Below are 21,302 nucleotides of genomic sequence, written 5' to 3' on the forward strand. Positions count from 1 at the left end.
GAACTAAAGAAATATCCATATAAAGAAACTATGCAGGAGGAATGAAAAGTAATGGCTAAAGAACTGAAATTCTCTGAAGATGCAAGACAGTCCATGCTCGCTGGTGTCGACAAACTGGCGAATGCTGTAAAAGTGACATTGGGGCCAAAAGGACGTAATGTCGTTCTGGACAAATCATTCACATCCCCGCTCATCACCAATGATGGCGTAACAATCGCAAAAGAGATAGAACTTGAAGACGCCTATGAAAACATGGGTGCGAAACTTGTTGCAGAAGTGGCCAACCAGACGAATGAAATCGCTGGGGACGGCACGACGACGGCAACAGTCCTGGCCCAGGCAATGATCCAGGAAGGTCTTAAGAACGTAACAAGCGGAGCCAATCCGGTTGGTATCCGTTCCGGTATCTCCCAGGCAGTCGAAGTGGCGGTAGAGGAACTGAAGAACATCTCCCGCCCAGTACAGGATAAAGAATCCATTGCACAAGTCGGCGCAATTTCTGCGGATGATCCGGAAGTCGGCGAGTACATTTCAGAAGCGATGGAAAAAGTCGGCAATGACGGCGTCATTACAATCGAAGAATCCCGTGGATTCAAAACTGAACTTGAAGTTGTTGAAGGGATGCAGTTCGACCGCGGCTACACATCTCCATACATGGTGACGGATTCCGAGAAGATGATTGCAGATCTCGATAACCCTTATATCCTTGTGACAGACAAGAAGATCTCCAACTTCCAGGATGTTCTGCCATTGCTTGAACAGATTGTCCAGCAGTCCCGTCCGATCCTCATCATCGCTGATGATGTAGAAGGCGATGCCATGGCGAACATGGTACTCAACAAGCTGCGTGGCACATTCACTGCGATCGCAGTCAAAGCACCTGGTTTCGGAGACCGTCGTAAAGCAATGCTTGAAGACATCGCCGTACTGACTGGTGCAGAAGTCATCACAGAAGATCTCGGTCTGGACTTGAAGGATGCAACGGTTGATATGCTTGGTACAGCTTCTAAAGTCAACGTGACCAAAGATAATACGACAATTGTAGAAGGGGCCGGTGAGAAAGATAACATCGAAGCGCGCATCGGTCAGATCAAGTCTCAGATTGAAGACACAACGTCAAGCTTCGACAAAGAGAAGCTTCAAGAGCGTCTTGCTAAGCTATCCGGTGGTGTAGCAGTCATCAAAGTAGGTGCTGCCACTGAAACGGAAATGAAAGAACGTAAGCTCCGCATCGAAGATGCCCTTAACTCCACACGCGCTGCAGTTGAAGAAGGCATTGTGGCTGGTGGCGGTACAGCACTGGTCAACATCTACAATAAAGTATCTGAAATTAAAGCCGAAGGCGATGTGGATACAGGCGTCAAAATCGTATTGAAGGCGCTCGAAGCACCAATTCGTCAAATCGTCGAAAACGCTGGCCTTGAAGGCTCAGTCATCGTTGAACGTCTCAAGACTCAAGAAATCGGCATCGGATTCAACGCTGCAACCGACGAATGGGTCAACATGATCGATGCAGGTATCGTCGACCCGACAAAAGTAACACGTTCCGCATTGCAGAACGCAGGTTCAGTTGCTGCCATGTTCCTGACTACTGAAGCGGTAGTGGCCGACATTCCAGAAGAGAATGGCGGCGGAGACATGGGTGGCGGCATGGGCGGCGGCATGCCGGGCATGATGTAAGCCAAAGTAAATAATGCTTGATATAACGGGGTTTGCTGATGAGCAGGCCCCGTTTTTTTATGGAAATATAATATTCATTTTATAAGACTAGCTGTTCAAGTTTTCAGCGTCTCTGGTTTGGCGTACATAAAAGGAATAGGACGCGAAAGATTGTCGGCCTACATACTTTAAAATGCAGTAAATCTTGTGGGAAATTGCTTCAGTTGTTGAACAAAGGAAACTTTACTAATATGATTTCTTGAAATTCATACTGGCATAGCTTAGGCAAATCTTGTTGAACTGAATGGCGATTATCGTCAAATCGCTCATAATTAGTATAAGGATTTACTCCACATTGATTATCTGTCATAACTTGATTCCCACGGTTGATATCGGGTTTATTGATCGTTTCCTTAAAGCATTCAGCTATATCCATTTAATAGTAAAAAAGGAGCCCAATGATAAAAACCGTACTCTAAAAATAAGAGTACGGTTAAAACCCCATCAATTATGTGCTTTCGGTTCATTGTATAAACAGTAGACTGCCTCCTCAGACATAAAATCAGTATCAGGAACGTCCATAAGAGTAGCTGAATGATTTTCCGGATTGAACCATTCGCTGTACTTTATTCAAACGAAGCGACTCATATTTCGCCAGGGCTCTTACTGCAGCATCCCCCTTTACGCCTTTTGCAACACACTTGCCTAATTCAACAGCATCCTGCAGTGATGTGTTAAATCCACTGGCAGTTATCGGTGCCGGCACATGGGCAGCGTCGCCAATCAAAGCAATTCGTTCCTTGACCAGATTGTCGGGCATGTATTCCTTTATTGGTATGCCGAGGAGATTACGTGTGTGGATGGCATGTAGTGTGGCAGATACCCATGGTTCTGGCCATTTTTTACTGGCTTGTTCACTAAGCTTATCCAGTGTTTCCTGCGGAATATCTGCGCCCTTAAGCGAATGACGCACCACCGACCCATCTACACATCCAAGTTTGCGAAGCAAATCATTTCGGGTATTATCGTAAAACGTCGTTCCAATTCCTCGACCCTTTGAACTTGATGAGCCTTTCTCTTTATTAAATATTGATCCGAAAAAGAACCCTCCATTTCCTAAATGGGAAGAAACTTCAGAACCGAAATATTAATTAATTCTTCCATAATCGCATACAATTATGGAAGAAAACCATACAATGACACATCATGATAAGCTATATGATTTTGACTTTGGACTTTAAGGTTCAGAGTGGCTCGAGCCACCCTTTTTTGCTTCATCGAAAACAGATTTAATGCGACTACAAATCCACATGCATTAGTGACTTATGACAATAAGTCTAATGTGTTTATATCTTATTTGCGTTCTAAAGGTAACAATGAGTTATGTTAAGTATTTTGTATTGTTAAGAAGAAGAAAATGATGTTGAAGCCAATGATAGCAAGGGATCCCACCAGAAGGGAATCCGGAATCCCACCAAAAGGGAACTAATGATACTGAATTTAACGATACTGAAATAAGTGATATGAGTGATATAGAAACAAATAATTATTCTCATTCAAATAATGCAAGTCATACATTCAGTCATGGATAAAGTATAATGTTGTTCAATACTCTTAAGATGCTCCGCACATATTGGAACGGAATATCTTAAAGAAGTAGATTGTACATCTCAATCAGAATTATGACGTATAGTATCAAGATAAGAAAAGACTAATCCAAAACGACAAAAAAAGAACTTCAAAAAAACTCTTTTTGTTTAAAATTCTAATGTTATAAAATATATTTTATCACCCAAAATATAGGAATAAATATAGAAGGATAGGAGTTTGAGAGCGTAAAATAGTTTGTGTAAATGAATAAATAGAAAAAGGGAGCCCTTTTCTTGTAGAATCAAGTTACCACACCAAATCCCAAGAAAAGAGGTCTCCCCTTATGGATCATTTTACATCAGATATCATTCAAGCTCTAGTGAAAAAGGAAGACGTATCCGAAATCTTCCGCAATCACCTGGAAACAGCGGTGAATACATTGCTTAAAACCGAGCTGACCGCATTTCTGGACTATGAAAAATATGATCGCGTCGGCTTCAATTCCGGAAATTCCAGAAACGGTGCGTACGCCCGTACCCTACATACCGAATATGGGGATCTACAGATTGATATCCCCCGGGATCGGAATGGCGATTTCAAACAACAGACCGTCGCCCCCTATAAGCGGTCCAATGACACGTTGGAGTCCTTTGTCATCCATATGTTTCAAAAAGGGGTGACAATGTCTGAGATTTCGCATCTGATCGAGCGCATGTATGGGCATCACTATACCCCCCAAACGATTTCGAACATGACTAAAGCGGTCGCAGAAGAAGTCGAGGCCTTTCGTCAGCGTTCCCTGTCCAATCGGTATGTCTGTGTGTATCTGGATGCTACGTTCCTGCCCGTCAAAAGAGAGACGGTTTCGAAAGAAGCTGTCTATATCGCTGTCGGCATCCGTGAAGATGGCTCAAAGGAAGTCCTGGCATATACGGTCGCTCCAACGGAATCCGCCTATGTGTGGAAAGAATTGATCGAAGACATCCAAGCGCGGGGTGTCGAAGAAGTGCTGCTTTTCATATCGGATGGACTAACAGGCATCAAAGACAGTATTCACTCGGTCTTTCCAAAAGCCAGATACCAGACGTGTTTTATTCATGTTGCGCGCAACATTTCCCACAGGGTCCGTGTATCGGACCGCAAGGAAATCTGTGAGGACCTGAAGTCCTTGTATCGCGCCACGGACAAAGCAGACGCTGAACAGGCTTTGGATGCGTTTATAGAGAAGTGGAAAAAGTCCTACGCCAAAGTCACGCAATCATTGAAAGCCAATCCGGATCTGTTCACCTTTTATGATTTCCCTGAAGCAATCAGGAGGAGCATTTACTCCACAAACCTGATTGAGTCATTCAATAAGCGAATCAAACGGTACAGTAAGCGCAAGGAGCAGTTTCCGAACGAAGCATCGCTTGATCGTTTTCTCGTCACTCAATTCGAAACTTACAACCAGCAGTTTGCGACACGGTGTCACATCGGTTTTGACCAAGCACGGGCCGAACTAACTGAAATGTTTAGCGAGTAACACACACTATAAGAAAAGGTATGCATTCATTTACACATAATTATTGACGGTCCCAGGAGTTTTTAAATTATGAATGAAAAAGCCACATATTCTCTTAATATATTGGTTGGCATTTTCTTCTTTATTTTTTATATTACAATTGTTAATGCCATACTTAATCAAGATATTCTTAGTTTCCCCTTTGTCATACTAACAATATATTTTTTTATTTCTATCTTCACACTAACTCCAGTTAGTACAGAACTTGGAGAAAAGACTAAAGATTGGAATCCTATTATTGCTAGTTATTCAATGATTGTTGCCTATTTGATATCCCCAATATGGGTATTAATAAAATCTTTCAAAAATTAGGAGTGATTTTTGTATAAGAAAATAATGCTTTCTCTAGCGATAACTTTAATCGCTTCCTCCGGAATTTTATCTAATGTGACTATGGCATCAGAAGTTGAAAATTTTACTGAAGAAGAAGTAAAAGAAGTAGATCGTACATCTCAATCAGAAATGTGACGTATAGTATCAAGAGAAGTAGAAACTCGTTTCCTGAATGTAAATATCCCGAAGCAAAAACTTTAAAAATAAAATTTTCAATTTTTTTGATTTTATAGGAGTGAGAAAATGGAAAATAAAATTATGAGATGGCTTAGTTTTATTATAGGGATATTCTTCTTTGCATTCTCCATAGTTATCATTGACTCAATTTTTTACAATGGCAGTTTTTTAGATTTCCCTTACATTCTACTAACTATCTACTTTTTCATTTCGACCTTCACTTTTCCTCTGGTCAGTATAGAGGCTGGTGAAGAAGCTCAAGACAAAAATATTTTTGTCAGAAGTAATTCCTTAATTGTTGCATATATTATCGCTCCAATTTGGATTGTATCAAAATATTTCGGAAAGTAGAGGGGAAAATATGTACAAGAAAATAATGGTGGATTTTATAATCAACTTAGCCACCTTTGATGCAAAAAACGCCATGTGAATTTCATGTTATATTGAAGTTAACCACAACTCTCAATAAAGGAATGAAATCACATGACGCAACTTTATGATACCACTGAATCCATCAAAGGAAAACACCTGACGCAAGATGAACGGGCACAAATCGCAATATTGAAGAGAGAGAACTACTCCAATCGTCAAATCGCAGAACGATTGGGCCGTGTGCCCCAGACCATCAATAATGAAATCAACAGAGGCACTGTGAAGCAGATGCGCCGTCAGAAACAGAACGGTAAAACGTATGATTATTACCATACCGTTTACGATCCCGACTCCGCACATGCCGCCTATATGGAAAACCGCAAACGCTGTGGCCGGCGCCCGAAATGGAGCCTGTCGGATGCCTTTGTGGATTGACCGACAGATCCTACGCACCAAGAACATGGCTCTGACCGAGAAGCTGCATCGCAACACAAAATCAAAACGTCGTAAAGCACCGGGTCACAAACGGAAAATGGAGCCATCCATCCGGATGCAGTGAATACCCGGGAGACATTCGGCCACTGGGAAATTGATACCGTCATCGGTGCCAAGCATAAGCATGATGCGGTGCTGCTCACACTCGCCGAACGGCAGACGCGGTTTGAAGTCATCCTGAAAATCGATGGTAAAGCCGCCCAGCCCGTCACGCAAGCAGTGGCATCACTGGTCGAGCGTGCCGGTGCGCATATGCCGTCACTGTTTCAAACCATCACGTCGGATAATGGTTCGGCGTTCAGTGCACTGTATGACACACTGAAAGCAGTGACCGATGTGTACTTCGCCCGGCCGTTTGCTTCACATGAACGGGGCACGAGCGAGAACCAACATAAGCTCATCCGCCGGTTCATCCCGAAAGGTCAGCCGATCTCTGAAATCAGCGACCGCCAGATTCAGAGGATCCAGCGATGGATGAATGACTATCCACGGAAAATCCTGGACTATCAGACGCCGCACGAGTGTTTCGTTAAAGCATTCAAGCAGACGCAATCGGCCCAGAGCGCCTAGTGTAAAATCGCCTCCGCCCCCGCGGGGGCGGAGGCACACTCATCACCATAGCACGTTCACAATATCTTGGATGTGGATATCGCAAGGTGGCTAACTTAAACTTGAAATTTACGATTATAATTTAGGATAAAAAATTATGATATTGATAAGCTAATCATTTTGTAGCTTAATCTTCTAGTCTCTCTTTATTTTTATAATAATTTATTATTCCTTCTGCGCACCGATAAGCGAGAGCACCTACCGTTCCAGTCGGGTTATTACCGGAATTATGCACAAAAGTGCTGGATCCTGCCACAAATAGATTATCACGATCCCAGTGCTGCAACCATGTGTTCACCACACTATTATCAGGATCTGTACCCATTGGAGTACCACCTGAAATATTTGTTGATTGATAAGGTACAATATCATAATCACCAAGGTCATCATTTTCTACTTCTATATGTTTTGCACCCATTTTTTCTACAATTTCTTTGCATTTTTCTGTTAGATATTTGTTCCTTGCATTATCTTGTTCTGTCCAATTATAAGTAAGCATTACTTGTGAGTTACCGAATGCATCCTTATAAGTATCATCTAAATCTAAATAGTGATTTTTGTGTGGCCCAGTATGAGCCATTGTATAAACCGTCAAAGTTCTGGCAAAATTATTAATTGATTCCTCTTTAAATTCTTCGCCCCATTGAGGAGTATCTTTGGGAATTGTATTCGTTAGAATAGGACGGACACCTGTTTGAGTGAAATGGATTGAACCACCGTGAATAAAATCAAGATCATCATGGTCAAAGTTATCTCCATTAAAATCATCTAAAAGCATGCCGAGAGCGCCTGCTCCCATGAATGTATTAAACTTTTCATCAAAGAAACCAGTAGCACCCAAACCCGTTTGATAACAATAATTACTGCCAAGTGTACCCTCTTCTGTTTCAGGATCATATTGTTTTCCAATATCAGAAACTCTAAGTAACTTATAGTTATTGAATAAGAAACTCGTTAATACAACTATATCTGCTGGTTGGAAAAATTCTTCACGTGTTTCAGTATCTATAAATTTAACACCGGTCACTTTTTCATTGTCCTCTTTGTCAGTAACTATTTCAGTCACATTGGAGTTATATCGGACTTCATGATTGCCAGTTTTTTCTGCAGTTCTCAAAACAGTAACATCTGGTGTTGCTTTTGCATCATATTCACATGCAAAACGTTCACAGAATCCACAATATTGGCATTGGTTTAAAGTTTCACCGTCAGGATTCTCATAATTCTGTGACATGTTAGCAGAAGGCATCATAATAGGGTTTAATTTTAATTCATTAGCAGCTTTTTCAAACTTCTCTAAAATTGGAGTCTTAACCATTGGAGGATTCGGATAAGGATTAGAACGTTTCTCACCCAGCGGATTCTTCTCACCGCTTATCCCAGTTGTTTTCTCAAATTTATCATAATACTTCTCCATCTCATCAAATGTAATGCCCCAGTCTCTGTAACGCAATCCAGAGTCTATACCAAGTTTACTTTCACCATATTTTTCTTCTGTCATAGTTTTTATTTTAAAATCATAGGCCATATATCGATCAGTTTGACCATTCCAATGTGTACCGGCTCCGCCTCGTCCGTTACCAGGTAAAAATGAACCTAGACGACGTACAGGTAGTGCGCGTTCATCAGGATTATTTCTAAACGTCAATGTTTCTATTGAAGTATCTTGCATCAACTCATAGCGTTGAGCATATTTTAGTTCATCATGCACATGCTGGTAATCATCTGTGTCACGATAGGGTCCTCTTTCTAAACTTTTTACCTTTAAACCTTCTTTTGAAGTTTCCGCTGCTATAATACCGCCTGTCCATCCTGCGCCTATGGTCACAACATCAACTTTGTCCAATTCTTTTACCATTTTGTAAACCTCCTAAATAATTAAATACTTAGCTAAAATTAGGTTTAGGTTCGATATCTTCAAATCCATCACTATCGATGACATCTAAATAGGAATGTTGATGACCAGGGAACTGCTTCATTTTCCATCCAGCCATACCTCTATTTCCTCTATAAATAGGATCGGAATATACGCCTTCTAATGTAGCTTCACGTAATAATTTAAAGAAGAATCCCGAAGTAGCTGTACTCCTAGGGACACCGAAATCTACTTCATCTTTTTCAAAATCTTTTAAGATATCATCTTGTTGTTTTCCATCTAATTTACTGAAAGAATCATCATGACGTTGTTTTGCCTCGTCTTGAAGTTTTTCAATCCCGAGTCGGAAATATGATGCTCTGTTTAAACTGGATTGATAACCCTGTGTGGGTTTTCCTTCATAGAATGGACCCTGCATATATTCTCTAGAATTTAAACCGTACGCTCCTGCAAGTTGTCCATCTAAATAATATGCTGCTCCAAGTTCTTTGGCCCCTGGGCCAATATCAGACTTTGGAAATATCCTTTCCATTGCTGCTTCAATAGTTTCAAACTCTTCGTCATTACTGAAAAAAATACGTCCTTGATCTGGGATATTTAACTTGTCTTCAGATTCTGTTGAGCCTCCCGTGTCACTATCTTTAACTCCTTCATTAACATCCACATCGCTGTCGATATTAAAACCGACTAAACCACCTAATAAACTTCCACCCACAATACCACCAGTAGCAATTCCTGTTGTTTTCAAGAAATCTCTTCTTGAGAATTGTTTTTCATCAGACATAATTTTACCCCCCATATCTTTTCATAAATTACAGTAATTGTATCATCTTTTTGATTTTTTTGAAAGTTTATCAATGACGGCATTAAAGATGGTTCATTTTCAATTCTTTAAATGACATCTTTGCATTGAATAAGGGTTCAAATAGTAATCTGATAAACTAAAAAAGCTTATTCTTAATGCTAATAGCGCATATCTTGAATAAGCTCAGTAAAAATATCGCCTTGATAAATGCATGGTAATAATAAATATACATACCTCGCCGATTGTAAAATTAAGCTAGACACATAGAAAGAGCCACTCGTGATACACTCAAAATGGTTTTCCAACCAAAGAAAACATAGGAGTGATCACGAATGACCGACACCCATCTCAGCACGGATGAACTGGTCATCATAGAATCCTACTTTCATCAGAACATCCCTGTTTCAAAAATCTCGAAACGGGTCTGCCGGGCCCGACAGACGGTCCATAATGTTGTGGCTTTTTTCAGAGCCGGCCACAGCGCATTGGACTACTACCAGCGCTACAAGGCAAACAAGCAGCGCTGCGGCCGGAAACGGACAAGACTGCCAGCGGACCAACACGCATATGTGACAGGAAAAGTGGCCCAGGGCTGGACACCGGATGTGATTGCCGGCCGGCGTGACCGTAAGATACAGTGTTCCAGCCGCACATTGTACCGCATGTTCAAGCGTAAGGACTTTGATGTGTCCACATTGCCAATGAAAGGCAAAAGAAAACCCAACGGTCATAAGGAACGCCGGGGGCGACAGACGGTCCGGCGCAACATTTCAGAAAGGGTGAACGACTATCCAGCGTTCAATAAAGAATTCGGCCATCTGGAGGGCGACACTATTGTCGGTGTGCGACATAAAAGCGCCGTCATCACGCTGGTTGAACGGCTATCGAAAGTCATCATCACATTGAAACCTGAAGGTCGGACGGCCAAAGATATCGAAACTGCCATCAATAGGTGGTGTCACTGGGTGCCGAGAAACCTGTTCAAGTCCATCACGTTTGACTGCGGTAAAGCATTCTCCAACTGACAGTCGATGAGTAATCGAAATGACCTGGCCATCTACTTCGCCGATCCGGGCACACCGTCACAACGCGGGCTGAATGAACATTCCAATGGTCTGCTCAGAAGGGATGGACTGCGTAAAGATATGGATTTCAACACAGTCGACCACGCTTTTATCGCATCGGTCGCTGCAAGAAGAAACCATATACCGAGAAAATCATTGAACTACCGAACACCATTGGAAGTATTTTTGAGTTACATGGGTGAAAAAGAACTGTCTAGCTTATTTTGACAAATGAAACCTTTAAGAATTTCTTATCTAATATTGTATTGTTATCATTTTTTATAGTGTACAACGACTATAATTTTCTACTTAAATATTATTTTCCTCGCTACTTAGACGTAAGATTGAGTTTTTTCCAACCATATAGGCTGCGTAAACCCCCATAATTGCCATTGCCGCCCAGCCCGTCACGCAGGCAGTGGCATCGCTGGTCGAGCGTGCCGGTGCGCATATGCCGTCACTGTTTCAAATCATCACGTCGGATAATGGTTCGGAGTTCAGTGCACTGTATGACACACTGAAAGCAGTGACTGATGTGTACTTCACCCGGCCGTTTGCTTCACATGAACGGGGCACGAGCGAGAACCAACATAAGCTCATCCGCCGGTTCATCCCGAAAGGTCAGCCGATCTCTGAAATCAGCGACCGCCAGATTCAGAGGATCCAGCGATGGATGAATGACTATCCACGGAAAATCCTGGACTATCAGACGCCGCACGAGTGTTTCGTTAAAGCATTCAAGCAGACGCAATCGGCCCAGAGCGCCTAGTGTAAAATCGCCTCCGCCCCCGCGGGGGCGGAGGCACACTCATCACCATAGCACGTTCACAATATCTTGGATGTGGATATCGCAAGGTGGCTAACTTAAACTTGAAATTTACGTTTATTATTTTTATAGTATGTTATTATAAAGCGGTGGATTTTATAATATATACCATTAAAGGCACATGTTAGACTACTCGACAACTCTTAAATGTACTTGTAGAACGAAATCAAGCAAGAAGCCAGCATCACATGCACATCGCTAATCTATTTTCCATAGATTAGCGTTTTTTTAATTTCATTAAGATGCTTTGACTCCATGATAATAATAAATCAGCAACAACTCCTATATGAGCTCATATTATAAATTTTAGTTAAGATTCGTTAAAAAATAATCAGAAAATTGTTTTTATTCAATATTTATTATGTTATAGTACACTTAAATACAGTATTACTGTATTAAATTTAAGTGTAGGTGTAGCTATGAAAGAGGTATCTGAAAAAATTAGAACTCTAAGGAAAGAGAAGGGGAAAACTTTAAAGGAGTTGAGTGACGATACTGGACTGTCTGTCAGTTTCTTATCTCAAGTAGAAAGGGGGGAGTCTTCACTAGCAATTACCTCGTTAAATAAAATTGCAGAAGCACTCGGGGTACATGTCACTGCTTTTTTCACCCCACAGTATACTGAAGACTTCAAGATTAGTCCTCAACGAATGGAACCTTTCAAACTTGAAAAGTCTGACCAGGAATTTTTACGAGCATCAAGTGAGTTTGAAAACAGAAAACTGGATAGTTATTTTATAACAGTGCCCCCAGGGAATCAAAGTGAAGTCAGTAGCCATGATGGAGAGGAGTTGTATTATCTTACTGAAGGTGAGCTCAATTTCTATGTAAATGACAAGAAGTATGGCTTAACCCAAGGGGAAGTCATTCATTTCCCTTCAAAGCTTAATCATTATTATATCAATGAAAGTAAAAAGATAGCGAAGATATTTTGTGTGCTTACACCCAAATTATTCTAGGAGGAATCACATATGAGAGTTGCTACAGACATTGGCGGTACTTTTACGGATTTGGTGGCTGTTGATGATGATGGAAAAGTTACGGTTGGTAAGTCAGACACGACTCCCGGAAATTTTGAAAAAGGGATTTTTGATGTTATTGAGAAGGCAGATATCAGTTTGAAAGATGTAAAAATGTTTTTCCATGGTACAACCGTTGTTATTAATGCATTAACAGAGAAAAAAGGGGTTAAGACGGGCCTGATTACAACAAAAGGTTTTAGAGATGTTTTAGAAATCGCAAGAGGAAATAGACCTGACTTATTTAACACTAAATATAAAAAGCCGGGACCAACTGTAGACAGACATCTTAGAAAAGAAGTTTCGGAAAGACTCAATTATAAGGGAGAAGTGCTAAACGAATTAGACTTGAAAGAAGTCGATGAAATAATTGATTACTTCAAAAAAGAGAATGTGGAAGCTGTTGCAATTTCACTTCTACACAGTTATAAAAACAGCGACCATGAAGAACGTATAGCAGAACATATTGAAGAAAAATGGCCGGAAGTTTATGTGACTACTTCTCATGAATTAAGTAAAGAATGGAGAGAGTATGAAAGATCATCGACTGCTGCATTGAACGCATATGTCAAACCAATAGCCAATCAGTACTTGTCTAACTTAGAAAATAAAATGAAAGACCAACGAACGGAGAATTTCAATTTTATTATGCAATCAAATGGAGGCACAAGTACGTTTGATGTGGCAAAGACATCCCCGATAAACATGGTAGAGTCTGGTCCAGTTGCTGGAATATTTGGAGCTTCTATCCTCGGTGAAATATTAGGTGAGAAGAACTTAATCGTACTCGATATTGGGGGCACTACTGCTAAATGTTCACTTATTGAAGATGGAAATGTAAAAATTTCAACTAATTATCATTTAGAACAAACAACTCAGTATGCTGGGTATCCTGTGAAAGTCCCAGTGGTTGATATAGTAGAAATTGGTAATGGAGGAGGGTCTATTGCTTGGATTGATGATAGTGGCTCAGTCAAAGTTGGCCCGAAATCAGCTGGAGCGCACCCAGGCCCTATCGCTTATGGTAAAGGGGGAGAAGAGCCTACTACCACAGATGCTAATGTATTGCTTGGACGACTATCGTTGAAAAACTTTGATGCAAGTACTGAGATTGAGAACATCGAGAAAAAGTTCCAAGAGAAAATAGGTAGACGTCTCCAATCCGACACAGAACAGGTAGCGATGGGAATTGTAAAGATTGCTAATTCTAATATGTTGAATGCCCTCAAACTCGTATCTGTCAGAAAAGGCTATGATCCACGTGATTTCACTATGGTAGCCATTGGAGGTGGCGGCCCGATGCACTCTCAAGATCTTGCAAAAGAATTGGGTGTGAAAAAGGTTATTATACCAGCAACTTCTCCTGTTTTTGCTTCTTGGGGCATGTTGATGTCTGACTTGAGACACGACTATTCACAAACTCTACTTATGGAATCTGGGAATGCTGACTTTGACAGATTGAATAAGGAATACCAGAAAATTATAGATCAAGCTAAAAAAACATTGAAACAAGAAGGTATGGACGAAGGTAACGTAGTTATCTCTAAAAGTATAGATATGCGTTACAAAGGACAAGAGCATACTGTAGAGATTTCTGTACCATACGAGAATTTAAATCAAGACAACTTAGACTCAGTAATTCAGGATTTTCATAACAGTCATGAAAGACTATACTCATATACTTTACCGGAGAATGGAACTGAAATAGTCAATATCAAAGCCAAAGTCCTTGGGAAACTTGAGAAACCAAAACTCTCCAAAGAAACACCGATTAAAGGTGAAAAACTGAAAGAGGAACGACAAGTTTATTTTGAGGATTCTGGGTGGACTAATGTAAAAGTATATACAAAAGAGTTTCTTTCAGAAGGGGAACGGGTGAATGGTCCTGCAATAGTAGAAGAAAAAACATCGTCTACTATTCTCAATGATGGAGATTCACTGGTTAAAGACGCATATGGCAATATGATTATTTCTATTAGGGGGAATGAAAATGAACTATAAGACTGACCCTTTCACTTATGAAGTAATAAAAGATTCGCTGATTTCTACAGGAGAAGAGATGTTTATCGCTTTGGCAAAGACATCTATGAGTCCCATTATCTATGAAGTCCTCGACTACGCATGTGGAATGACGAATAGTAAAGGTGAACTGGTAACTCAAGGGAATGGTGTGACTGGATTCATCGGAATGTTGTCGTTTATGGTCAAGGAAACAATCAACAAGTATAAAGATGATATCCATGAAGGCGATATCTTTCTAATAAACGATCCATATAACGGGGGAGGATCACACCTCTGTGATGTAGGGGTTGTCATGCCAGTATTTGATAATGGTAAATTAATCTCTTTTGTTGCCAACAAAGCACACTGGACTGAAGTAGGTGGCAAAGATACAGGGTCCATGTCAACAAACTCAATAGATATTTTCCAAGAAGGACTTCAATTCCCGTGCCTAAGGTTATTTGACAAAGGGGAAGTAAATAACCAGATCATTGATCTTATAGAATCGAATGTGAGATTCCCGGAATTATCAATTGGTGACCTTTGGGCTCAAGTTGCCTCTTTAAGAACTGGTGAAAAAAGATTAAAAGAACTTTGTGCTAAATATTCACAACAAGCCATTTTAGAGAGTATGGAGCGTTTCTTAGATCAAGGAGAACAGCTTGCCCTTAAAGAAATAGCAACTCTGCCTAAAGGAACGTTTGAAGTCGAAGACTTAATTGACGATGACGGTATTACCGATGAACAGCTTAAAGTGAAATTGAAGTTGACGATCACGGATAATGAATTTATTTGTGATTATAGAGGATCATCACCACAAGTTCAAGGTCCAATAAACAGTTCCTTCACTGGACTTGTATCTTCAGTAAGAACGATTTTCCTAGCCATTACAAATGCAGATCAAGATGTAAATGATGGAGCCTTTAGACCTCTCAAAATCATTACAGATGATAGATCAGTATTTTCTGCCCAACGACCTGCACCAGTGTCTATGTACTGGGAATCCATGCTCTATGGTAACGAATTGGTTTGGCGAGCGATGGCTCCTAAGTTGCCACATAAATTGACCGCTGGACACTTAATGTCAGTATGTACGGTTATCATGGGTGGAAAGCATCCTGACAAGGAAGGAAACTTCTTAATTGTCGAACCATCTGTTGGGGGATGGGGAGCAGCCAATGATTCCGATGGAGATACTGGTCAATTCTGTATTCTGGATGGAGAAACCTTCAATGTTCCAGTCGAAGTAGCAGAAACAGCATACGGGGTTATAGTGGATGAATATTCAATGCGAACAGACGGAAAAGGGGCCGGTAAACATAGAGGTGGCCCGGGTGTTATCAGAACATATAGAGCATTGACTGATAATCAATTCTTTACTGCAAGCTTTGGTAGATTCAAGACAGATGTATGGGGAGCAGCAGGAGGCAAAGATGGTTCCAACAATGAATTTTATATTGAAAAAGCAGATGGAACAATTGATGGACCATTTGGGAAGTACAATCAATATAAACTAAACACCGGTGACAAAGTTGTTTTAAGAACTGCAACTGGTGGGGGATACGGCAATCCAACTGAAAGAAGCAGAGAAAAAGTAGCTGAAGATATTAAAAATGGCTATATCACTTTGGAACAAGCGCAGGTTGATTACGGTTACAGTGAGGGATAAGTATGAAGATAATTAATAAAGAATCAAACGTTTTGAAAGATGAGTTTTATATGGAAGCAATGTTTCCCGAGGCTTTCGATGGTAAAAATATGGACGCCTCCCTTAACTATGTTGAAATAGCAGGAAAAACCACAGTGCCGGTTGAAGGTTACAGCATTCATGAACACGACGAATTATCTTATATCGTAGAAGGAGAATTAGAAGTAGAGATAGATGGTCAGATACAAGCTGTAAAAAAAGGGGATTTTACTTTTATACCTAAAGGGGAAGCACATCAATCTACGAATATTTCTAAGGATAAATGTAAAATAGTAAGTCTCCTGATCTAAGGAGGAAGTTATGACTGAAAACAAAAATTCACACGGCATGGGAAACGATAATCCAATAGAGAGTGTAAGAATGGATAAAAGACAACACTGGCTTACACCAGCCGTCATATTTGGAGGACTCGAATTTACCATCCCTGTACTGATGGTTGGAGCGACATTGGCAGGAGCCTTTGAACTTACTCAAATATTTTGGATTATTATTGCAACCATGGTATTAATTCAATGGACAGGAAATGCGATACAAGGCTATATAGGAGCAAAAACGGGCAGGCCTTCGTCTGTAATTGCCAAAAATAGTTTTGGCGATTTTCAGGCAAGGTTGATTGCAGGGGGTACAATCTTCTTGGCATCCCTTGGTTGGTGGGCTCTACAGACTGCAGTAGCAGGGAATGCAATATCAGCAATGTTTGGTATAGATTATGAGACTCAGTGGGGGATATGGGCATTAATCACTGTCGTTGCCGGTCTGCTCTTTGCCATACCATCCATCATTGGTTACAAGTCCATGAAATGGACAGACTACATTGCAGTACCGGCAGGTCTTCTTTTGGTAATCGGCGGAATCTTCTATGCTCTTCGTAATAGCAGTTTTAGTGAGATGATGGAATGGAGTCCAGAACCAACAATGGGAGTGCTAGCTGCAATGAGTCTTATCATCGGTGCAAATGTTTCTCAATGGGTAATCGCAGCTGACTACACAAGATATGCAAAACCGACTTGGAGAGATAACATCCTGATTCCACTCGGAATAGTCGCCATTGGTATTCCTCTTTTTATGGTGGGTGCGATCATGTCAGTTGGGGTCGGAGAAGCTGATATCGTTGCGGTAATGGTGAATCTTGGATTCCCAGTTTGGGGATTTCTAGTCTTATGGTTTGCTACTTGGACCAGTCAACTCGTCAACAACTATAGCATGGGGCTCGCATTTTCGAATCTTCTTAATGTCAATACCAACAGGGGAAGACAGATACTAACATTCCTAGGGACATTGATTGCAATCGGAGTTGCTCTGGCAGGCATACTGGATTATTTCGAAGATTTCTTATATATGACGGCTCTAGTTTATCCTGCCATTGCTGGTATCCTGTTTGCTGATTTCTTTTTCCTAAGGAATCAAACTTGGAAAAACGTAGAAAGCTGGAATTTCATGGCGACGATCGCCATTATAATCGGTATTGTAGTTGGATATCTGACTCAATATGTTTATAGTTGGGGACTGCCTGCAGTCCAATCCTTGGTTGCAGCCATGATTGCTTATTACCTGCTTATGCGTCTTAAAGCTAAAATTAAACCAGATGACTTCACTCCAGAAAAATGGTTATAAACTTCAATACCGTAAAAACTTATGTGCATTCTTGTACTTAACACTAAAAGTTGAACTTTTGGTTAAGCGATCTCCTCAAAGGCATGCCTTCTGTAATCTATAGAAGGTATGCCTTTTAATTTTGTCTTAATTTTATTATTGCTGTAAAAGGATATATAGCGATGAATGGCTGTTTACAAATCTTCATAAACCATGAATGTCTGTCCTTGGAATATTTCCTACTTGAGCAGTCAGAAGAGTTTTTCATAACCAAGGCAGAGTCATCCGGCAAATTATAAAATTACAATATATACAATTATATATGAACTTTATTAGCTTTCTTATATTCTCCTTAAATGAGGAGGGGAGGGCGTAAAAATTTATTATTCTTAGTTAACCTCTTTTTTATTACTCTTTCTTATTATAAAAAAGGAAGTTCATTATTTAAGTGGTCCTTTTTAATGGAGTGAAAAATGGAATGTATATGGAAACCTGTATTGTAAAATGATACAATTTAATTGTAAGCGCTTTCCTGAAATGTCACAGGAGGTTTTACAATGTCCAAGAAGATTTTTGAAATCGATTTGTCGAAGAAGATGCATGAGCAGAAGCACCCGGCCATAACCGATGGCATCCGGATATTCCCGCAGCCTTTTCAGTAGATCCGGGAGAGTCGTTCAAGATGGAATGCCTGGACTGGACGGATGGACAGATCAGCAACAATGACGACCCTTCGGATATTGCGAAAGTGAACTTGAAGTGTGTGCATGTATTGAGTGGACCGGTGCATGTCAATGGTGTGGAACCGGGCGACTTTCTGGTCGTGGACATTTTGGATATTGGAACGTTCAGCAGTCATGAGTGGGGATTCAACGGCATATTCGCGAAAGACAACGGCGGCAGCTTCCTGGTGGACCATTATCCTGATGCGGCGAAGTCCATCTGGGATTTCGAAGGCATCTATGCGACATCGAGACATGTGCCGAATGTCAGGTTTGCCGGCATCATCCACCCGGGGCTGATCGGTGTCGCACCGTCCCAGGAACTGCTGGATGAGTGGAACCGGAGAGAGAAGGAGCTGGTGGACAAGGATCCACAGCGTGTGCCATTACTTGCCGAACTGCCGGACGCCGACTCCACGGTACTCGGTACATTGAAAGGGGAAGACTATGACCGTGTGGCGAAAGAGGGCGCAAGAACCGTCCCGCCAAGGGAGAACGGCGACAACTGTGACATAAAGAACCTATCTAAAGGTTCCAGAATCTACTTCCCTGTCTTTGTGGAAGGCGCAAAGCTGTCCGTCGGCGACCTGCACTTCTCCCAAGGTGACGGGGAAATCACCTTCTGCGGCGGCATTGAGATTCCGGGATGGATCGAGCTCAAGGTCAATGTCATCAAGGGTGGCATGAAGAAGCATAAGATCGAAAAGAACCCGGCCTTCCAGCCAGGTCCCGTCATGCCACATTATAATGAGTATCTTGTATTCGAAGGCGTCTCCGTCAATGAACTCGACGGCACGCAGCAGTACCTCGATGCCAACACCGCATACCGCAACGCCTGCCTCAATGCCATCGAGTATATGAAGACACTCGGCTTCACCGGCGAACAGGCCTATATGCTGCTCGGCTCCGCACCCGTCCAGGGGAACATCGGAGGCATCGTCGATATTCCGAACGCCTGTTGTACGCTGTCACTGCCGAAGGAAATCTTCGATCAGAACATCATACCGGAGATCGACTGATGCCAAGGTATACATTCGAGTGCGAGACATGCGGCAGCTATGAAACGTGGAAACGGAGCACCGAAGACCTGGCAAAGGATAAGTGCCCCGATTGCGGCAGTGAAACGCGGCGCGTATTCCAGGTCTTCAGAACCAGTTATCTCGACAGCAAGGTGTCGAAGCGGATCGAGCAGGGCATGACACCAAAAGTCGTGAAGAAGGAAAACCTTCCGAAAAGCAATATCAGACAGAAAGAGAAGAATCCGAGACCGTGGATGGTTTAAGCATCATTTGAGAGGCGCTTCAATGTGAACGAAGTGTCTCTCAAATGTTTTTTAACATATAGCATTGAAGATATTATAATATCGAGCTCATTGTTATCAAGATTATGTAAGAGTATAATAAGATTAGAATAAAAGAATAGTTTTTGAGGTGAGATGAGTGAAAGTAAAGCTCTTTTATAGAACTCAGAGAGAAGTAGCCATAGCCGTCAATAATATAATCAATGCCTATTGGGAAGAAGTGATTACAGAAGAAGAGCTTATAAACAATCTAGAAGCTCTTTACATCAACAATGAAAAAAAATAGTGAAAAATAATGATTTTACTACAGTGCTTAAACAACAATGCGGGAAAAGAAGATTGGAGATTGTGGATCGAGTTATACATATGCAACAAGAGCTGCAGTGAGTGAGAAGAGGTGTACGCATGGAAAAAGAGTTAGAGTATAGTGTTAATCTGACAGGTGTTTCATTCTTGCTATACGAGTTGAAACAAGTGATAAAACTTGAAATAGATGGCTTAAATATTTACGAAATAAAAGATAAAGTTATCCAGGAAAACATCTTTGAATATAAGTTCACTTCAAGCTTGAAGCGAATAGCACCTACCATTGTTAAAAGAATGGAGGTATTAGACGAGACTTTAAAAGAAATGGTCTTAAAAGAACCTCTAGAGACAGGTAAAGCAATCAACCTATATGCAATTATGAAAACGGATAGGTTATTTTTCGAATTCATGGATGAAGTCATCAAAGAGAAGTTGGAGGTTAATGATTTCGTAATTGATAAAAAGGACATTAATGAGTTCTTTACATCAAAAGCGGAGCAGGAAACAAAGATAGCAGGATGGACAGAAAACACTTATAACAAACTGAGACAAGTGTATTTCAAATTATTGTTCGAATCTGGAATCTTAATTGATAAGAAAAGCGGTACGATAAGGCAACTTCTTATAGATGAAAACTTACGTGATCATATAAGAAATATAGGAGACATCGCTTATTTGAAAGCGATGGGAGATGATGAGGTTTTATTATGAGCAATATTTATAAAAGGTTGGACAAAATCATACCGAAGATAAAAGAGGAAAAGTTTATAGAAGGTAGAGGTTTGGGGAATGAGATAAGTTTTTATGTTTTTGATTACGAGCCAGAACATGAATTGGTTGTACGAGATTATATTCTACATATTAAAAAAGAATTCAGTCATGAGAATTCAAATCGAAAAGTCATAGAGTTTGATCTCTACAAAATGATGATAGAGATAGCAAAAGAAAGAGGCATTTTTGATCGAGTTTTTCAAATGGAAGAAGAACGTGGAAAAGATGTATTATTTCGTGCGATGACGAACTTTGCAAAGCCTGAAATATTTTTGGACAAAATAGAGGAACAAATTGAAAACCATAATGTTGTTATTCTTACAGGTGTAGGAAAAGTGTATCCATTTGTGCGTTCGCATAATATTTTGAATAACCTTCAAGAAGTAATTGAGAAAACACCAGTCATTATGTTTTTTCCTGGAAAATATGATGGCTCATCACTACAATTATTTGGAAAATTCAAAGACGATAACTACTACAGAGCATTTCGGTTAGTGGATAAATTATAAGGGGGA

General features: G+C 40.8%; 17 protein-coding genes and 4 pseudogenes. 18 read left to right on the plus strand and 3 right to left on the minus strand.

What is annotated here, in order from left to right; translation table 11 throughout:
• Window positions 1–51: 51 nt before the first annotated feature.
• Complete coding sequence (gene groL, locus ACZ5LF_RS02365) at window positions 52–1,680, plus strand: chaperonin GroEL (protein WP_380570467.1); 1,629 nt, start codon at window positions 52–54, stop codon at window positions 1,678–1,680.
• Window positions 1,681–2,227: 547 nt separating this feature from the next.
• Here the strand turns inward: groL and ACZ5LF_RS02370 are convergent.
• Window positions 2,228–2,632, minus strand: coding sequence for an FAD-dependent oxidoreductase (locus tag ACZ5LF_RS02370; protein ID WP_380570466.1), 405 nt, complete (start codon window positions 2,630–2,632; stop codon window positions 2,228–2,230).
• A gap of 960 nt (window positions 2,633–3,592) precedes the next feature.
• Between ACZ5LF_RS02370 and ACZ5LF_RS02375 the strand changes: the two genes are divergently transcribed.
• The 5 genes and pseudogenes from ACZ5LF_RS02375 to ACZ5LF_RS02395 all read left to right on the plus strand — a co-directional run bounded on the left by ACZ5LF_RS02375 (window position 3,593) and on the right by ACZ5LF_RS02395 (window position 6,757).
• A complete protein-coding gene (locus ACZ5LF_RS02375; protein ID WP_380709609.1) occupies window positions 3,593–4,771 on the plus strand; it encodes an IS256 family transposase in 1,179 nt (392 codons plus the stop codon).
• Between the two features lie 69 nt (window positions 4,772–4,840).
• Window positions 4,841–5,122, plus strand: a complete 282-nt coding sequence (locus ACZ5LF_RS02380) for a hypothetical protein (RefSeq protein ID WP_380569273.1) — start codon at window positions 4,841–4,843, stop codon at window positions 5,120–5,122.
• A 9-nt stretch (window positions 5,123–5,131) separates the two neighbouring features.
• Entirely contained in the window at window positions 5,132–5,278 is a 147-nt protein-coding gene (locus tag ACZ5LF_RS02385; RefSeq protein WP_380569272.1) for a hypothetical protein, read from the plus strand.
• A gap of 108 nt (window positions 5,279–5,386) precedes the next feature.
• Window positions 5,387–5,671 carry a hypothetical protein gene (locus tag ACZ5LF_RS02390; RefSeq protein WP_380569271.1) on the plus strand — a complete coding sequence of 95 codons (285 nt, stop codon included), beginning with the start codon at window positions 5,387–5,389 and terminating at the stop codon, window positions 5,669–5,671.
• Between the two features lie 132 nt (window positions 5,672–5,803).
• Window positions 5,804–6,757, plus strand: a pseudogene (locus ACZ5LF_RS02395) (IS30 family transposase).
• Window positions 6,758–6,923: 166 nt separating this feature from the next.
• Here ACZ5LF_RS02395 and ACZ5LF_RS02400 read toward each other — a convergent pair.
• Entirely contained in the window at window positions 6,924–8,654 is a 1,731-nt protein-coding gene (locus ACZ5LF_RS02400; RefSeq protein WP_380569267.1) for a GMC family oxidoreductase, read from the minus strand.
• Window positions 8,655–8,682: 28 nt separating this feature from the next.
• The gene (locus tag ACZ5LF_RS02405) at window positions 8,683–9,456 is read right to left on the minus strand and encodes a gluconate 2-dehydrogenase subunit 3 family protein (protein ID WP_344700751.1); all 774 of its coding nucleotides are present in this window, start codon (window positions 9,454–9,456) and stop codon (window positions 8,683–8,685) included.
• Between the two features lie 353 nt (window positions 9,457–9,809).
• Between ACZ5LF_RS02405 and ACZ5LF_RS02410 the strand changes: the two are divergent.
• The 12 genes and pseudogenes from ACZ5LF_RS02410 to ACZ5LF_RS02465 all read left to right on the plus strand — a co-directional run bounded on the left by ACZ5LF_RS02410 (window position 9,810) and on the right by ACZ5LF_RS02465 (window position 21,296).
• A pseudogene (locus tag ACZ5LF_RS02410) lies at window positions 9,810–10,769 on the plus strand (IS30 family transposase).
• 169 nt (window positions 10,770–10,938) lie between these two features.
• Window positions 10,939–11,310, plus strand: a pseudogene (locus tag ACZ5LF_RS02415) (IS30 family transposase); the annotation flags it as partial.
• Window positions 11,311–11,786: 476 nt separating this feature from the next.
• Entirely contained in the window at window positions 11,787–12,326 is a 540-nt protein-coding gene (locus tag ACZ5LF_RS02420; RefSeq protein ID WP_380569266.1) for a helix-turn-helix domain-containing protein, read from the plus strand.
• Between the two features lie 12 nt (window positions 12,327–12,338).
• On the plus strand, window positions 12,339–14,387 hold the full coding sequence (locus ACZ5LF_RS02425; RefSeq protein WP_380569265.1) for a hydantoinase/oxoprolinase family protein: 2,049 nt from the start codon (window positions 12,339–12,341) through the stop codon (window positions 14,385–14,387).
• Complete coding sequence (locus ACZ5LF_RS02430; RefSeq protein ID WP_175287947.1) at window positions 14,377–16,056, plus strand: hydantoinase B/oxoprolinase family protein; 1,680 nt, start codon at window positions 14,377–14,379, stop codon at window positions 16,054–16,056. Before ACZ5LF_RS02425 ends, ACZ5LF_RS02430 begins: the two co-directional genes overlap by 11 nt.
• Before the next feature lie 2 nt (window positions 16,057–16,058).
• Entirely contained in the window at window positions 16,059–16,385 is a 327-nt protein-coding gene (locus tag ACZ5LF_RS02435; protein ID WP_380569264.1) for a cupin domain-containing protein, read from the plus strand.
• A gap of 10 nt (window positions 16,386–16,395) precedes the next feature.
• Window positions 16,396–17,709 (plus strand): cytosine permease, encoded by a 1,314-nt coding sequence (locus tag ACZ5LF_RS02440; protein WP_380569263.1) that lies wholly within the window; start codon window positions 16,396–16,398, stop codon window positions 17,707–17,709.
• 536 nt (window positions 17,710–18,245) lie between these two features.
• Window positions 18,246–19,429 (plus strand): annotated as a pseudogene (gene fmdA / locus ACZ5LF_RS02445) (formamidase).
• Complete coding sequence (locus ACZ5LF_RS02450; protein WP_380569262.1) at window positions 19,429–19,692, plus strand: FmdB family zinc ribbon protein; 264 nt, start codon at window positions 19,429–19,431, stop codon at window positions 19,690–19,692. The pseudogene fmdA and the gene ACZ5LF_RS02450 overlap by 1 nt, the downstream one beginning before the upstream one ends.
• Before the next feature lie 157 nt (window positions 19,693–19,849).
• Complete coding sequence (locus tag ACZ5LF_RS02455; RefSeq protein WP_380569261.1) at window positions 19,850–19,996, plus strand: hypothetical protein; 147 nt, start codon at window positions 19,850–19,852, stop codon at window positions 19,994–19,996.
• A gap of 119 nt (window positions 19,997–20,115) precedes the next feature.
• A complete protein-coding gene (locus ACZ5LF_RS02460) occupies window positions 20,116–20,727 on the plus strand; it encodes a DUF1819 family protein (protein ID WP_380569260.1) in 612 nt (203 codons plus the stop codon).
• Window positions 20,724–21,296 (plus strand): DUF1788 domain-containing protein, encoded by a 573-nt coding sequence (locus ACZ5LF_RS02465; protein ID WP_380569259.1) that lies wholly within the window; start codon window positions 20,724–20,726, stop codon window positions 21,294–21,296. The genes ACZ5LF_RS02460 and ACZ5LF_RS02465 overlap by 4 nt, the downstream gene beginning before the upstream one ends.
• Window positions 21,297–21,302 lie beyond the last annotated feature (6 nt).

The sequence above is a fragment of the Salinicoccus siamensis genome (assembly GCF_055391965.1).